Genomic DNA, 19,609 nt, shown 5'->3' with positions numbered 1-19,609 from the left:
GCTTATGAAAATCAATACACGATTCTTGTTTCTAATACAACTCATATTCATCTTGATAAATAGATTGTTACGTTTTTGTATAGTAAGAAAAAATAAAAAGAAGAACAATTTCTCTATAGCATGTGGTATAACCTTTATGCTTATTGGTTCTTTGGGGTATGGACAGTTTAGCTGTCCTTCTACATTTTATCAGGTCATTAGTGGCGAATTAAAAAGCTATAATGCAGTTACAGGCGAATATTCGGCACCAATTAGCACGAATGACCTCTATAATGCTACAGGATATAATCCGGTTGATGATTTTGTATATGCTATAGGAAAAGCCGGTACCATAAATGATCATTTAATTCGTATTGATGCAGATGGATCCATAGCGGATCTTGGGGCCTTGACCAATAAGGGGTCTGGTGGTATATCTGGAGATGTTGATGATAGTGATAATTTATGGATTAATAGGGGAGACCATTATGATAGAATCGAAAACCTGTCAACCCTTCCTGTAGGAGGATCTCCCGCAGTAGTAACCGTTAATTTTACAGGACCAGCGGGTGATGTTAATGATGTTGTGCATATCAATAGAAAATTATATGGAGTTAATAAAAGTGCAGAACTTATTATATGGGATCTCGATACATCGATCAAAACGGTAGTAGGAGGTTTAAGTACTCCAACCACAACTCTTGGTTTTGGAGCTGCATTTACAGATAATGAAGATCGCTTGTACGTATCGTATAATGATGGAGGGTTGTATTTAATCAATGATTATACAACAGGAACACCAACATCATCATTTTTAAACTCTACAGCTGCTACAACCAGTAATGATGGGTTTTCATGCCCCTCGGCACCTTCACCGATAGATCAGGATGGTGATGATATTTTAGATCCTTTAGATTTAGACGTAGATGGGGATGGTCTAACAAATACAGACGAATCTCCATCTGATCCTTTTGCCGATGGAGATGGAGACTTGATTTTTGCATATTTAGATGATGATGATGCCGATGGAGCAACAGGTAATGTAGATGGGGCTATCGAAACTGCTTTTGATACCGATGGAGATGGAGTTCCCGATTTTTTTGATCTTGATAGTGATAATGACGGGATTTATGATGTGGTTGAAGCAGGACATGGTTTGCCACATACCAATGGAAGAATAACCGGTCAGGATACAGGAGCAGGTACAAATGGGCTTTTCGACGGTCTGGAAACTATAGTAGATTCTGGTATAATTAATTATACAATAGCAGATACAGATGCGGCAGGAAATCCTAATTTTCAATCTACAAATAGTGATGGAGATACGTGTAGTGATGTTCGAGAAGCTGGTTTTACAGATGAAAGTAGTGATGGTATTTTGGGACCTCTTGTCGTAACCGTTAATGAAGACGGAGTAGTGACTAGTGCAGTAGATGGATATACCACTCCTAATGCAGATTATATTAATGGTGGAGTAGTGTCAGCAGCATGCTCGCTAACTCCATTTAGTTGCCCTCAAAACTTTTTTCAAATTATCTCTGGAGAGTTAAAAAGTTACGATGCCATAACAGGAGAATATTCTGATCCCATTGCAGTGAGTCAATTATACAACGCAACAGGATATAATAGAATTGATGATTATGTGTATGCTATTGGTAAAGGGGGAGGCTCGAGTCCTATCCATAATCACTTACTTCGTATAGGAGCGGATGGGGCTTTTCAGGATTTGGGAGCACTAACTAACATGAGTGGTGGTGGTATATCTGGAGATGTTGATGCCAGTGATAACCTATGGATTAATAGAAATGGGCATTACGACAGAATCGAAAATCTATCGACCTTACCAGTCGGTGGCTCACCTGCAGTAGTTACAGTTAACTTTACAGGAGGAACAAATAAAAATACCAATGATGTAGTTTTTATCAACGACAAATTATATGGTGTAAGTAATACAGACCTATTAATTAGTTGGGATCTTACTACATTAGTTAAAACAGAAGTTTCAGGTCTGGGCACTCCTACAGCAACTAATTTTGGAGCTGCATTTACTGATGCAGAAGATCGCTTATATGTATCTTATAATCTTGGAGGGATGTACCTGGTTAATGATTATACCACTGCAACACCTTCTGTAACCCTTTTAAACAATACAATAGCTACCACCAGTAATGATGGATTTGCCTGCCCTACAGCATCTTCTGCTTTTGATCTTGATGGAGATCTTGTTTTAGATCCCTGGGATCTGGATGTAGATAATGACGGAATTCCTAATTTGAATGAAGCTCCGTCTGATCCATATGCAGATGGAGATACAGATAATATCTTTGCTTATCTTGATGATGATGATGCCGATGGAGGAACAGGAAATGTAGATGGAGCCGTCGAAACTGCTTTTGATACAGATGGAGATGGAGTCCCTGATTTTTATGATTTAGATAGTGATAATGATGGTATCTATGATGCCATAGAAGCCGGTCATGGGTTTGCTACCAGTAACGGAAGAATCAATGGAGCAGATACGGGATCAGGAAATAATGGGCTTTTTGATACTATAGAAACGGTTGCAGAGTCTGGAATACTTAATTATACAATAGCAAACACAGATGCAGCTGGAGACTTTGATTTTGAATCTCTTGATAGTGATGCAGATGGTTGTAGTGATGCCAATGAAGCATATAATAACTGGAATGCAGATGGCGCAAATGGAGGAGTCTATAACCCATGGAATACGGCTACAGAACCACTTACCGTGACTGCAAATACTGTGAATCATGATGGTCTAGTCGTCGCAGCAGCATATACCACAGGAGCAGTAGCTGCTGTAACAAATAATGCAATAACTACAGGTTGTGAGGATGGTGATGGAGTTACAGGAACAGTAGAAGATGCAGGGCCTAATGGAGGCGATGGAAACGGGGATGGAATACCAGATTCTTCACAAGGAAATGTAGCTACTATACCCATAGCAGATGGTACAGGATATGTAACAATAGAAACCACAGGGATTTGTTTTCAGATCTCTAGTATCAGTACCGTATTAGAATCAGAATTGGCGGCCAATGATGCAACATATCATTATCCCTATGGATTGGTAGATTTTACTTTAGACTGTATAACTCCGGGAGACGATGTAACAGTTACTTACTATTGGCATATCACTAATTCTTTAGCAGGATTTACATACCGAAAATATGGACCAAATACTCCTGGAGGAGCATCAGATATTTATCAGGATTTTACAACTACATTGAATACAACAACTATAGGAGCAAGAACAATAGCTACGGCTTCTTATAATCTTACAGATGGAGTATTTGGTGATGATACCGTTTCAGATGGACAAATTATCGATCCCGCCGGACCTGCGCTTTTAACCGTAAACTCAGATGGAGACGGTATAATGGATTCTATAGATTTAGATGATGATAATGATGGAATCCTGGATAGAGATGAATGTGATTTGGGTGGAGGGTCATTTGGAGTAGAATTGCTGGATGATGCCAATACTACTTTTGAGATTACTGCAGAAAACAATGCCACTACTCTGGCAAATTTATTATTTGCCCCTGATTCTGATCTTACTTTGGTATCTGCTACTGTTAATGAAGGTAGTGGAGCTGTAACACAAATAGGAACATTCAATGATGGTGATCAAATAACAAGTAGTGGAGGAGCTTTAAATGCATTCCTTGGATTTGATCGGGGAATTATTTTTTCTTCGGGTAACGTTCTTGAATTAGATGATAATTTATCTAATCAATTCTCAACCCCTAATGCATTAGGTGATGGAATTAATGGTACAGGTGCCGCTGGAGGAGGAAAAGATGCCGATTTTGGTGGAGGTAGTACAGAATTTGATGTTGCCAGTCTTGAAATAGTAGTTAATATCCCAGCAGAAACAGTGATCTCGGGTCAGTTTGTTTTTGCTTCGGAAGAATATAATGATTATGTAAATACAGGATTAAACGATGCTCCTAAAATATTTATAAACGGAACTAATTTAGCATTAACACCTTCTGGAGCACAACTAAGTATCGATACGGTAAATAATACAGTAGATAGCGGATCATATACAGATAATGAAACGGTTCCTACAGCCATAAATATTGAAGCAGATGGTTTTACACATACAATAACTTTTTCTGCAGTGTTAAATGCAGGAAATAATACGATCAAAATCGGAGTAGCAGATAATGGAGATAATCTTTTTGATTCCTGGTTAGCTTTTAAGGCAAATTCTTTTGTATTATGTTTCGACAGAGATACTGATGGTGATAACATTGTGGATCGTCTGGATTTAGATAGTGATAATGATGGGATCTATGATGCTGTAGAAGCGGGTCATAATCAAGCACATGTAAACGGTGTTGTATCTGGCGCTTTAAGTTCAGATGGAGTACCAGATGCGGTTCAGGCACCTGGAAGTGAAAGCAGTGGAACCATAAACTATACAGTTGCTGATAGTGATACAGATAATAATTATAATTTTTTAGAATTAGATAGTGATGCCGATGGGTGTAATGATGTTATTGAAGCCGGATTTACCGATGGTGATAATAACGGATATTTGGGTAACGGTACTTTTGGAGCTGGTCTTACAGTAGATGGAAATGGAGTAGTCACCTCGGGAACCGATGGATATACAGGTACTAATGCTAATGTAACCACAGCGGGAGTTGCCCCATCAATTACTACACAACCATCAGATTCGGCCATATGTCCAGGCGGAAACACTACCTTCACTGTTGCGACATCTAATGCAGATACGTATCAGTGGCAATTGTTTAATGGTAGTACCTGGGATGATTTAACAGATACAGGAATTCATAGTACTACAACTACTGCTACACTAACAATTACCAATGCACTTGTTGCACATAATGGTAATCAATATCGAGTTGTTGTTTCAAGTTCAACATATGTATGTACTCCTGAAACTTCAATTACTGTAACTCTTACTGTTGAAGATACTACTAATCCAACAATCAGTTGTCCTGCCACAGTAAATGTCAATGTTGATGCCGGTCTATGTACTGCGAGTAGTGTTACTTTAGGCACTCCGACTACAGGAGATAATTGTGCAGTAGCGAGTACAACCAATGATGCACCGGGAGTTTTCCCGATAGGAGATACTACAGTCACCTGGACAGTCACGGATAGTTCAGGAAACACAGCTACCTGTACACAAACGGTAACGGTAACCGACAATATTGATCCAACAATCAGTTGTCCAGCAACCGTAAATGTTAATGTTGATGCCGGTCTATGTACTGCGAGTGGTGTTACTTTAGGTACGCCAACTACTTCAGATAATTGTGCTGTAGCCAGTACAACCAACGATGCACCAGGAGCTTTCCCATTAGGAGATACAACAGTAACCTGGACAGTAACAGATAGTTCTGGAAACACAGCTACCTGTACACAAACCGTAACAGTAACAGATAATATAGATCCGATAATTGCATGTCCTGCCACAGTAAATGTCAATGTAGATGCTGGTCTATGTACAGCCAGTGGTGTTACTTTAGGTACACCAACTACTTCAGATAATTGTGCAGTAACTAGTGTAACTAACGATGCACCGGGAGTTTTCCCGATAGGAGATACAACAGTCACCTGGACGGTAACAGATAGTTCAGGTAATACAGCCATTTGTAACCAAACGGTAACCGTAACCGATAACATTGATCCAACGATCAGTTGTCCAGCAACCGTAAACGTAAATGTTGATGCTGGTTTATGTACTGCGAGCAGTGTTGCTTTAGGTACACCTACTACTTCAGATAATTGTGCAGTAGCCAGTACAACCAATGATGCACCGGGAGTTTTCCCGATAGGAGATACCACAGTCACCTGGACAGTCACGGATAGTTCTGGAAACACAGCTACCTGTACTCAAACGGTAACGGTAACGGATAATATTGATCCAACGATCAGTTGTCCAGCAACCGTAAATGTCAATGTAGATGCAGGCTTATGTACTGCGAGTGGTGTTACTTTAGGAACCCCAACTACAGGAGATAATTGTGCAGTAGCCAGTACAACCAATGATGCACCAGGAGTTTTCCCGATAGGAGATACGACAGTCACCTGGACAGTAACGGACAGTTCTGGTAATACAGCTACCTGTACACAAACCGTAACCGTAACCGACAATATTGATCCAACAATCAGTTGTCCTGCCACAGTAAATGTCAATGTAGATGCAGGCTTATGTACTGCGAGTAGTGTTGCTTTAGGTACGCCAACTACAGGAGATAATTGTGCTGTAGCCAGTACAACCAATGATGCACCAGGAGTTTTCCCGATAGGAGATACAACAGTAACCTGGACAGTAACGGATAGTTCTGGAAACACAGCTACCTGTACTCAAACGGTAACGGTAACGGATAATATTGATCCAACGATCAGTTGCCCAGCGACAGTAAATATCAATGTAGATGCAGGTTTATGTACTGCAAGTAGTGTTGCTTTAGGTACACCTACTACTTCAGATAATTGTGCAGTTGCCAGTACAACCAATGATGCACCGGGAGTTTTCCCATTAGGAGATACGACAGTCACCTGGACTGTAACGGACAGTTCTGGTAATACAGCGACCTGTACTCAAACGGTAACGGTAACGGATAATATTGATCCAACGATCAGTTGCCCAGCGACAGTAAATGTCAATGTAGATGCAGGCTTATGTACTGCGAGCAGTGTTGCTTTGGGTACACCTACTACTTCAGATAATTGTGCAGTAGCTAGTACAACCAATGATGCACCGGGAGTTTTCCCGATAGGAGATACGACAGTGACCTGGACAGTAACGGATAGTTCTGGTAATACAGCGACCTGTACACAAACGGTAACAGTAACCGACAATATTGACCCAACAATCAGTTGTCCAGCCACGGTAAATGTCAATGTAGATGCAGGATTATGTACAGCGAGTAGTGTTGCTTTAGGCACTCCAACTACAGGGGATAACTGTGCAGTAGCCAGTGTGACTAATGATGCACCGGGAGTTTTCCCGATAGGAGATACGACAGTGACCTGGACCGTAACGGACAGTTCTGGTAATACAGCTACCTGTACACAAACGGTAACAGTAAGCGATAACATTGATCCAACGATCAGTTGTCCAGCAACCGTAAATGTCAATGTAGATGCAGGCTTATGTACTGCGAGTGGTGTTACTTTAGGAACCCCAACTACAGGAGATAATTGTGCAGTAGCCAGTACAACCAATGATGCACCAGGAGTTTTCCCGATAGGAGATACGACAGTCACCTGGACAGTAACGGACAGTTCTGGGAATACAGCTACCTGTACACAAACCGTAACCGTAACCGACAATATTGATCCAACGATCAGTTGTCCAGCCACGGTAAATGTCAATGTAGATGCAGGCTTATGTACTGCGAGCAGTGTTGCTTTGGGTACACCGACTACTTCAGATAATTGTGCAGTAGCCAGTACAACCAATGATGCACCGGGAGTTTTCCCACTAGGAGATACCACAGTCACCTGGACAGTAACGGATAGTTCTGGAAATACAGCGACCTGTACACAAACGGTAACAGTAACCGATAACATTGATCCAACGATCAGTTGTCCAGCAACGGTAAATGTCAATGTAGATGCTGGCTTATGTACTGCGAGTAGTGTTGCTTTGGGTACACCTACTACTTCAGATAATTGTGCTGTAGCTAGTGCGACTAATGATGCACCGGGAGTTTTCCCGATAGGAGATACGACAGTCACCTGGACAGTAACGGATAGTTCTGGAAATACAGCGACCTGTACTCAAACCGTAACGGTAACCGATAACATTGATCCAACGATCAGTTGTCCAGCCACCGTAAACGTTAATGTAGACGCTGGTTTATGTACTGCGAGTAGTGTTGCTTTGGGTACACCTACTACTTCAGATAATTGTGCAGTAGCTAGTGCGACTAATGATGCACCAGGAGTTTTCCCACTAGGAGATACCACAGTGACCTGGACAGTCACGGATAGTTCTGGTAATACAGCAACCTGTACACAGACCGTAACGGTAACCGATAATATCGATCCAACAATCAGTTGCCCAGCGACAGTAAATGTCAATGTAGATGCTGGATTATGTACAGCGAGCAGTGTTGCTTTGGGTACACCTACTACTTCAGATAATTGTGCAGTAGCCAGTACAACCAACGATGCACCGGGAGTTTTCCCACTAGGAGATACGACAGTCACCTGGACCGTAACGGATAGTTCTGGAAATACAGCTACCTGTACACAAACGGTAACAGTAACAGACAATATCGATCCAACAATCAGTTGTCCAGCAACCGTAAACGTAAATGTTGATGCTGGTTTATGTACAGCGAGCAGTGTTGCTTTAGGTACACCTACTACTTCAGATAATTGTGCAGTAGCCAGTACAACCAATGATGCACCGGGAGTTTTCCCGATAGGAGATACCACAGTGACCTGGACAGTCACGGATAGTTCTGGAAATACAGCGACCTGTACACAGACCGTAACGGTAACCGATAATATCGATCCAACAATCAGTTGTCCAGCCACCGTAAACGTTAATGTAGACGCTGGTTTATGTACTGCGAGCAGTGTTGCTTTAGGTACACCTACTACTTCAGATAATTGTGCAGTAGCCAGTGTAACTAACGATGCACCGGGAGTTTTCCCACTAGGAGATACCACAGTGACCTGGACAGTAACGGATAGTTCTGGAAATACAGCTACCTGTACACAAACGGTAACAGTAACCGATAACATTGATCCAACAATCAGTTGTCCAGCAACCGTAAACGTAAATGTTGATGCCGGTCTATGTACTGCGAGTAGTGTTACTTTAGGCACTCCGACTACAGGAGATAATTGTGCAGTAGCGAGTACAACCAATGATGCACCGGGAGTTTTCCCATTAGGAGATACAACAGTCACCTGGACAGTCACGGATAGTTCTGGAAACACAGCTACCTGTACTCAAACGGTAACGGTAACGGATAATATTGATCCAACGATCAGTTGTCCAGCCACAGTAAATGTCAATGTAGATGCTGGCTTATGTACTGCGAGTGGTGTTACTTTAGGAACCCCAACTACAGGAGATAATTGTGCAGTAGCCAGTACAACCAATGATGCACCAGGAGTTTTCCCACTAGGAGATACGACAGTCACCTGGACAGTAACGGATAGTTCTGGTAATACAGCAACCTGTACACAGACCGTAACGGTAACCGATAATATCGATCCAACAATCAGTTGCCCAGCGACAGTAAATGTCAATGTAGATGCTGGATTATGTACAGCGAGCAGTGTTGCTTTGGGTACACCTACTACTTCAGATAATTGTGCAGTAGCCAGTACAACCAATGATGCACCAGGAGTTTTCCCACTAGGAGATACCACAGTGACCTGGACAGTCACGGATAGTTCTGGAAATACAGCTACCTGTACACAAACGGTAACAGTAACCGATAACATTGATCCAACAATCAGTTGTCCAGCAACCGTAAACGTAAATGTTGATGCCGGTCTATGTACTGCGAGTAGTGTTACTTTAGGCACTCCGACTACAGGAGATAATTGTGCAGTAGCGAGTACAACCAATGATGCACCGGGAGTTTTCCCATTAGGAGATACAACAGTCACCTGGACAGTCACGGATAGTTCTGGAAACACAGCTACCTGTACTCAAACGGTAACGGTAACCGACAATATTGATCCAACGATCAGTTGTCCAGCCACGGTAAATGTCAATGTAGATGCAGGCTTATGTACTGCGAGTGGTGTTACTTTAGGAACCCCAACTACAGGAGATAATTGTGCAGTAGCCAGTACAACCAATGATGCACCGGGAGTTTTCCCATTAGGAGATACAACAGTCACCTGGACAGTCACGGATAGTTCTGGAAACACAGCTACCTGTACTCAAACGGTAACGGTAACCGACAATATTGATCCAACGATCAGTTGTCCAGCCACGGTAAATGTCAATGTAGATGCAGGCTTATGTACTGCGAGTGGTGTTACTTTAGGAACCCCAACTACAGGAGATAATTGTGCAGTAGCCAGTACAACCAATGATGCACCAGGAGTTTTCCCGATAGGAGATACGACAGTCACCTGGACAGTAACGGACAGTTCTGGGAATACAGCTACCTGTACACAAACCGTAACCGTAACCGACAATATTGATCCAACAATCAGTTGTCCTGCCACAGTAAATGTCAATGTAGATGCAGGCTTATGTACTGCGAGTAGTGTTGCTTTAGGTACGCCAACTACAGGAGATAATTGTGCTGTAGCCAGTACAACCAATGATGCACCAGGAGTTTTCCCGATAGGAGATACAACAGTCACCTGGACAGTCACCGACAGTTCTGGAAATACAGCTACCTGTACACAAACGGTAACAGTAACCGACAATATCGATCCAACAATCAGTTGCCCAGCAACGGTAAATGTAAATGTAGATGCTGGCTTATGTACTGCGAGCAGTGTTGCTTTAGGTACACCTACTACTTCAGATAATTGTGCAGTAGCTAGTACAACCAACGATGCACCGGGAGTTTTCCCACTAGGAGATACCATAGTAACCTGGACAGTAACGGATAGTTCTGGAAATACAGCGACCTGTACACAAACCGTAACGGTAACCGATAACATTGATCCAACGATCAGTTGTCCAGCAACGGTAAATGTCAATGTAGATGCAGGTTTATGTACTGCGAGCAGTGTTGCTTTGGGTACACCGACTACTTCAGATAATTGTGCAGTAGCTAGTACAACCAATGATGCACCAGGAGTTTTCCCACTAGGAGATACGACAGTCACCTGGACAGTCACGGATAGTTCTGGAAACACAGCAACTTGTACACAAACGGTAACAGTAACCGATAACATTGATCCAACGATCAGTTGCCCAGCCACGGTAAATGTCAATGTAGATGCAGGCTTATGTACTGCGAGCAGTGTTGCTTTAGGTACACCTACTACTTCAGATAATTGTGCAGTAGCTAGTACAACTAATGATGCACCGGGAGTTTTCCCACTAGGAGATACCACAGTGACCTGGACAGTAACGGATAGTTCTGGAAATACAGCGACCTGTACACAAACGGTAACCGTAACCGATAACATTGATCCAACAATCAGTTGTCCATCCACAGTAAATGTAAATGTAGATGCAGGTTTATGTACAGCGAGTAGTGTTGCTTTAGGTACACCTACTACTTCAGATAATTGTGCAGTAGCCAGTGTAACTAACGATGCACCGGGAGTTTTCCCGATAGGGGATACAACAGTCACCTGGACGGTAACAGATAGTTCAGGTAATACAGCCATTTGTAACCAAACGGTAACCGTAACCGATAACATTGATCCAACAATCAGTTGTCCATCCACAGTAAATGTCAATGTAGATGCTGGCTTATGTACAGCGAGTAGTGTTGCTTTAGGTACACCTACTACTTCAGATAATTGTGCAGTAGCCAGTACAACCAATGATGCACCGGGAGTTTTCCCGATAGGAGATACGACAGTCACCTGGACAGTAACGGATAGTTCTGGAAACACAGCGACCTGTACTCAAACCGTAACAGTAACCGACAATATCGATCCAACAATCAGTTGTCCAGCAACGGTAAATGTCAATGTAGATGCTGGATTATGTACTGCAAGTAGTGTTGCTTTGGGTACACCTACTACTTCAGATAATTGTACAGTAGCCAGTACAACCAACGATGCACCAGGAGTTTTCCCACTAGGAGATACCACAGTGACCTGGACCGTAACGGATAGTTCTGGAAATACAGCGACCTGTACACAAACGGTAACAGTAACCGACAATATCGATCCAACAATCAGTTGCCCAGCGACAGTAAATGTCAATGTAGATGCAGGCTTATGTACTGCGAGTAGTGTTGCTTTAGGTACACCTACTACTTCAGATAATTGTGCAGTAGCCAGTACAACCAACGATGCACCGGGAGTTTTCCCGATAGGAGATACAACAGTCACCTGGACCGTAACGGACAGTTCTGGTAATACAGCGACCTGTACACAGACCGTAACGGTAACCGATAATATCGATCCAACAATCAGTTGTCCAGCAACGGTAAACGTTAATGTAGACGCTGGCTTATGTACTGCGAGTAGTGTTGCTTTAGGTACACCGACTACTTCAGATAATTGTGCAGTAGCTAGTGCGACTAATGATGCACCGGGAGTTTTCCCACTAGGAGATACCACAGTAACCTGGACAGTAACGGATAGTTCTGGAAATACAGCTACCTGTACACAAACGGTAACGGTAACCGATAACATTGATCCAACGATCAGTTGTCCAGCAACGGTAAATGTCAATGTAGATGCAGGTTTATGTACTGCGAGCAGTGTTGCTTTAGGTACACCGACTACTTCAGATAATTGCGCAGTAGCCAGTACAACCAACGATGCACCGGGAGTTTTCCCGATAGGAGATACCACAGTCACCTGGACAGTAACGGATAGTTCAGGAAATACAGCTACCTGTACACAAACGGTAACAGTAACCGATAATATCGATCCAACAATCAGTTGTCCAGCAACGGTAAGCGTTAATGTAGATGCAGGTTTATGTACAGCGAGCAGTGTTGCTTTAGGTACACCTACTACTTCAGATAATTGCGCAGTAGCCAGTACAACCAACGATGCACCGGGAGTTTTCCCGATAGGAGATACAACAGTGACCTGGACAGTCACGGATAGTTCTGGAAATACAGCTACCTGTACACAAACGGTAACAGTAACCGATAATATCGATCCAACAATCAGTTGTCCAGCCACAGTAAATGTCAATGTAGATGCTGGATTATGTACAGCGAGCAGTGTTGCTTTAGGTACACCTACTACTTCAGATAATTGTGCAGTAGCCAGTACAACCAACGATGCACCAGCAACCTTCCCATTAGGAGATACCACAGTGACCTGGACAGTAACAGATAGTTCTGGAAATACAGCGACCTGTACACAAACGGTAACAGTAACCGATAACATTGATCCAACAATCAGTTGTCCAGCGACAGTAAATGTCAATGTAGATGCAGGTTTATGTACAGCGAGTAGTGTTGCTTTAGGTACACCTACTACTTCAGATAATTGTGCAGTAGCCAGTACAACCAACGATGCACCGGGAGTTTTCCCACTAGGAGATACGACAGTCACCTGGACAGTCACGGATAGTTCTGGAAACACAGCGACCTGTACTCAAATAGTAACGGTAATAGATAATATTGATCCAACGATAATATGTGCAGCAGATGTAAGTGTAAATGTAAACCCTGGAAGCTGTATCGCAACAGGAGTTACTTTAGTTACCCCAACAATTTCTGATAATTGTACAGTAGTAAGTACTACTAATGATTCTCCGGGCACTTTTCCGGTAGGAGATACAACAGTGACCTGGACAGTAACGGATAGTTCTGGAAATACAGCGACCTGTATGCAAACCGTAACGGTAATAGACAATATTGATCCAACAATCAGTTGTCCAGCCACAGTAAATGTCAATGTTGATGCTGGATTATGTACCGCGAGTGGTGTTGCTTTAGGTACACCTACTACTTCAGATAATTGCACGATAGCCAGTGTAACTAACGATGCACCGGGAGTTTTCCCGATAGGAGATACGACAGTCACCTGGACAGTCACCGACAGTTCTGGAAATACAGCTACCTGTACACAGACCGTAACGGTAACCGATAATATCGATCCGGTAATTGCATGTCCAGCGACAGTAAATGTCAATGTAGATGCAGGCTTATGTACTGCGAGTAGTGTTGCTTTAGGTACACCGACCTCTTCAGATAATTGTGCAGTAGCTAGTGTAACCAATGATGCACCGGGAGTTTTCCCACTAGGAGATACCACAGTGACCTGGACAGTCACGGACAGTTCAGGAAATACAGCTACCTGTACACAGACCGTAACGGTAACCGATAATATCGATCCAACAATCAGTTGTCCAGCGACAGTAAATGTCAATGTAGATGCTGGTCTATGTACTGCGAGTAGTGTTGCTTTAGGTACACCTACCTCTTCAGATAATTGTGCAGTAGCTAGTGTAACCAATGACGCACCGGGAGTTTTCCCGATAGGAGATACCACAGTGACCTGGACAGTAACGGATAGTTCTGGTAATACAACAACGTGTACACAGACCGTAACGGTAACAGATAATATCGATCCAACAATCAGTTGTCCAGCCACCGTAAACGTTAATGTAGATGCTGGATTATGTACCGCGAGTGGTGTTGCTTTAGGTACACCTACTACTTCAGATAATTGCACGATAGCCAGTGTAACTAACGATGCACCGGGAGTTTTCCCGATAGGAGATACGACAGTCACCTGGACAGTCACCGACAGTTCTGGAAATACAGCTACCTGTACACAGACCGTAACGGTAACCGATAATATCGATCCGGTAATTGCATGTCCAGCGACAGTAAATGTCAATGTAGATGCAGGCTTATGTACTGCGAGTAGTGTTGCTTTAGGTACACCGACCTCTTCAGATAATTGTGCAGTAGCTAGTGTAACCAATGATGCACCGGGAGTTTTCCCACTAGGAGATACCACAGTGACCTGGACAGTCACGGACAGTTCAGGAAATACAGCTACCTGTACACAGACCGTAACGGTAACCGATAATATCGATCCGGTAATTGCATGTCCAGCCACCGTAAACGTTAATGTAGATGCAGGTTTATGTACAGCGAGTAGTGTTGCTTTAGGTACACCTACCTCTTCAGATAATTGTGCAGTAGCTAGTGTAACCAATGACGCACCGGGAGTTTTCCCGATAGGAGATACCACAGTGACCTGGACAGTAACGGATAGTTCTGGAAATACAGCGACCTGTACACAAACGGTAACAGTAACCGATAACATTGACCCAACAATCAGTTGTCCAGCAACGGTAAATGTCAATGTAGATGCTGGATTATGTACAGCGAGTGGTGTTGCTTTAGGTACACCGACTACTTCAGATAATTGTGCAGTAGCTAGTACAACCAACGATGCACCGGGAGTTTTCCCGATAGGAGATACGACAGTGACCTGGACAGTAACGGATAGTTCTGGAAACACAGCGACCTGTACACAAACCGTAACAGTAACCGACAATATTGATCCAACGATCAGTTGTCCAGCCACGGTAAATGTTAATGTAGATGCAGGTTTATGTACCGCAAGTAGTGTTGCTTTAGGTACACCTACTACTTCAGATAATTGTGCAGTAGCTAGTGCGACTAATGATGCACCAGGAGTTTTCCCATTAGGAGATACCACAGTAACCTGGACAGTAACGGATAGTTCTGGTAATACAGCGACCTGTACACAGACCGTAACGGTAACTGATAATATTGATCCGGTAATTGCATGTCCAGCCACCGTAAACGTTAATGTAGACGCTGGTTTATGTACTGCGAGTAGTGTTGCTTTAGGTACACCGACTACTTCAGATAATTGTGCAGTAGCTAGTGTAACTAATGATGCACCGGGAGTTTTCCCGATAGGAGATACCACAGTGACCTGGACAGTCACGGATAGTTCTGGAAATACGGCGACCTGTACCCAAACCGTAACAGTAACCGACAATATTGATCCAACAATCAGTTGTCCAGCCACGGTAAATGTTAATGTAGATGCAGGTTTATGTACAGCGAGTAGTGTTGCTTTAGGTACACCTACTACTACAGATAATTGTGCTGTAGCTAGTGTAACTAATGATGCACCGGGAGTTTTCCCATTAGGAGATACGACAGTCATCTGGACAGTAACGGATAGTTCTGGTAATACAACAACGTGTACACAGACCGTAACGGTAACAGATAATGAAGCTCCGGTAGCTAATGTTATTCCATTACCTGATGTAATAGGTGAGTGTAGCGCCACAACAATAGCTCCAACAGCGACAGATAATTGTGGAGGAATAATAACCGCAACCACTACTGACCCTACAAATTATACAGTAATTGGAACATATACGGTGACCTGGACTTATGATGATGGAAATGGCAATACAAGCCAACAAACACAAACGGTAATAGTACAAGACACAGGAATTCCGGTTCCTGATATTAATCCATTACCTGATGTAGTAGGGGAGTGTAGCGCAACAATAACTACTATCCCAACAGCTACAGATGGATGTGGAGGAGTTGTAACAATAAATGGAACAACTACAGATCCTTTAACATATACAACACAAGGAACCTTTACGGTGACCTGGACTTATGATGACGGTAATGGTAATGTAGTTCAACAGACACAAACTGTTATTGTTGATGATACTACCGATCCTACAATAGTATGTCCTGCAGATGTGGTGAGCGTTAATGTAGACGCAGGTCTATGTACTGCAAGTAGTGTTTCTTTAGGTACACCTACCACTTCAGATAACTGTACAGTAGCCAGTGTAACCAACGATGCACCGGGAGTTTTCCCATTAGGAAATACGACAGTGACCTGGACAGTAACCGATGGTTCTGGTAATACAGCTACCTGTACTCAAACGGTAACGGTAACCGATAATATCAATCCAACGATAGTGTGCCCAGCAGATGTGAGTGTCAATGTAGATGCGGCAAGTTGTGTAGCGACAGGAGTTGCTCTTGTTACCCCAACGACTTCAGATAATTGTTCGGTTGTTAGTACAGTTAGTGATGCACCGGCGACCTTCCCATTAGGAGATACGACCATAACCTGGACAGTAACGGATAGTTCTGGAAATACGGCTACCTGTACACAAACTGTAACTGTAATAGATAATATAGATCCGGTAGTTACCAGTTGCCCATCAGATATAGTTCAGACAGCAATTGCTAATACGTGTAATGCTGTTGTTAGCTGGGCACCACCTACTGCGACCGATAATTGTACAGATCCATTAATTGTTAGTAGTACACATAACCCTGGTGATGCATTTCCGGTAGGAACAACTACAGTGACTTATACATTTAGTGACGTTTCTGGAAATAGTGACACTTGTACTTTTGATATAACTGTACCGACCGTAACAATTGCTAATAATGATATTGTAGTTATTAATGGAAGTATAGGAGGTAGTTCTGTTAATGTTGTAGATGCTAACGATCTGTTAGATTGTAATCCAGCTACATTAGGAACAAATGTTGTTATAACGGCAGTTACAGATTCTGATTCTGGAGATGGTGTTAGCTTGGATCCTATAACAGGAATAATAACAGTATTGCCAAATACAACACCAGGAGAATATACTATAAATTATACCTTGTGTAGCGTTACTACCCCTGTGGTATGTGATGATGCTATAGTAGTTATTACGGTAGCAGTTGCAAATGATATTTCTAATCTGGCATTAACTAAGACGGCCTCATATGTAGATGCAAATGGAGATGATCTACCTAATGCAGGAGATGAAATACGATATACCTTTACTATAGAAAACAGAGGTAATGTAGATATTACTAATATTATTCTTAATGACCCATTGCCAGGGGTTGAAGTAGTAGGCGGCCCGATTGATTTAGCTGCAGGAGAAACAGATACGGATAGTTTTACGGCAACTTATATTCTAACAGAAGAAGATATACGTTCTGGTAGTGTGTCTAATCAGGCTACTGTGACTGGACAGAATCCAGATGGTTTGGATGTATCTGATATATCTGATGACCCATTAAATGATACCAATATTGATTTAGATAATGATGGTGATTTTGAAGACGAGACTGTATTTGTAATTGAAGAAGAAGAGATCATTATATATACAGGAATGTCTCCAAATGGAGATGGTGTTAATGATGAGTTTAGGATCATGGGACTAAGTGATTTTCCTAAAAACACGTTACAAATATATAATCGTTGGGGCGTTAAGGTGTTTGAACAGGATGGGTATGAGCAACCAGGTGTGAGGTTTTTCAAAGGAATTTCTAGTGGAAGACAAACTATAAATGGAAAAGAAGAATTACCTGTTGGAACATATTATTATGTCCTGGAATATGAAAATGCTAGTGGAGTCCAAAAGTCTAGAGCTGGATATTTATATATTAACAGATAATCAATCAAAATTTAGATTCCACGAGTATTAATATACCTACTCGTGGGGGTAAATTAAAATAGTTCTACTAAAGCGGATGAAAAAAATAAAGATAATAGTTGTGACAGCGTTTTTGAGCATTACGTTTTTTGCCAGTTATGCACAACAAGATGCTCAGTACACTCAGTATATGTATAACACTATAAGTGTAAACCCTGCCTATGCAGGTAGTCGAGGAGTACTAAGTATTATGGGTCTTCATCGTAGTCAATGGGTTGGTTTAGATGGAGCACCCCGAACCCAGACACTTACCTTTAACACTCCTATTGGGGGGAATGAGCGTGTTGGTTTGGGTCTATCTATAGTTAATGATCAGATTGGTCCTACCGATGAGACGTATTTCGATATTGATTTTTCGTATACGATTCCTACTTCAGAGACTGGAAAGTTAAGTTTAGGTATAAAAGCCGGTGGTCATTTACTGAATGTTGATTTTCAAAAACTATCACAATTCAATACTAATGATGCATTGTTTGAGAGTAATATAGACAATAAGTTTAGTCCTAATGTTGGAGTTGGAGTTTATTATCATACCAATAAGTTTTATGTAGGTTTAAGTGCTCCTAATTTATTAGAGACAGATCATTTTGATGAGAGTACTACGACAAGTAGTAGTGATGCTGTTAGTTTTTTGGCAGAGGAGCGTATTAATTATTATTTAATAGCAGGTCATGTTTTTGATTTGAGTGATGATGTTAAGTTTAAGCCAGCAGTTTTGAGTAAATTAGTGTTTGGCGCTCCATTACAGGTAGATATTTCGGCTAATTTTTTATTGTATGATCGTTTAACACTGGGAGCCGCTTATCGATGGAGTGCTGCATTAAGTGGTACTATAGGGTTTCAGATCTCAGATGCATTAATGATTGGTTTTGCTTATGATCGAGAAACCACCGAGTTAGGTCAGAGTCAATTTAATGATGGCAGTTATGAGGTCTTTCTCAGATTCGAACTTTTCAAAAAATACAATAGAATGCTAACACCTCGCTTCTTTTAACCAAAATTACATTGCATATCAAATTGCATCGTACTATCTATTTACCATTATAATTTACTGTATAGAAATATTTTGTTTCAGTAGATACAAAGAGTAAATGAAATGACATCTACTATAGTTTCTTACATACCTAATCTTTTTCTTACGCAATCACCAATTATATGATTGTAGATATGGTAAAACCATATTTATTTTGAGTTTTTAATGTATTTATAATTAAGGATTTATATATAAATTTATGATGTTGAGAAAAACATGGTATAAGTCATCATTTTTTAAATTATTGTTGCGTATATAAAAAAATTACATTTGATAAATATATTTCCTTGTATAATCTTATTGATGCATTTTCTTTTTTAACGCTTAATGACACTATTGTTAAAATTGTATAATCACATTCTATTGTTTTTCTTTCCAAATTAAATACACATAAATTTTTAATGAGTAAGTAAATAGCGTTTCACACTAAAAAATATCAAAATAGATAACGAATAAACAAAAGTAAATACATATAAAAAACA

2 protein-coding genes are annotated in these 19,609 nt (G+C 41.6%); both read left to right on the top strand.

Features of this window, described 5'->3' with window-relative positions; genetic code table 11:
- Positions 1-4 precede the first annotated feature (4 nt).
- A complete protein-coding gene (locus NNH57_RS06365) occupies positions 5-18,055 on the top strand; it encodes an HYR domain-containing protein (protein ID WP_254504138.1) in 18,051 nt (6,016 codons plus the stop codon).
- Between the two features lie 76 nt (positions 18,056-18,131).
- Entirely contained in the window at positions 18,132-19,088 is a 957-nt protein-coding gene (locus tag NNH57_RS06360) for a PorP/SprF family type IX secretion system membrane protein (RefSeq protein WP_254504136.1), read from the top strand.
- Positions 19,089-19,609 lie beyond the last annotated feature (521 nt).

Source organism: Aquimarina spinulae (genome assembly GCF_943373825.1).
GTDB lineage: Bacteria > Bacteroidota > Bacteroidia > Flavobacteriales > Flavobacteriaceae > Aquimarina > Aquimarina spinulae.
Note: the sequence above shows the minus strand (reverse complement) of the source record. Positions and strands in the feature narration are given on the sequence as shown.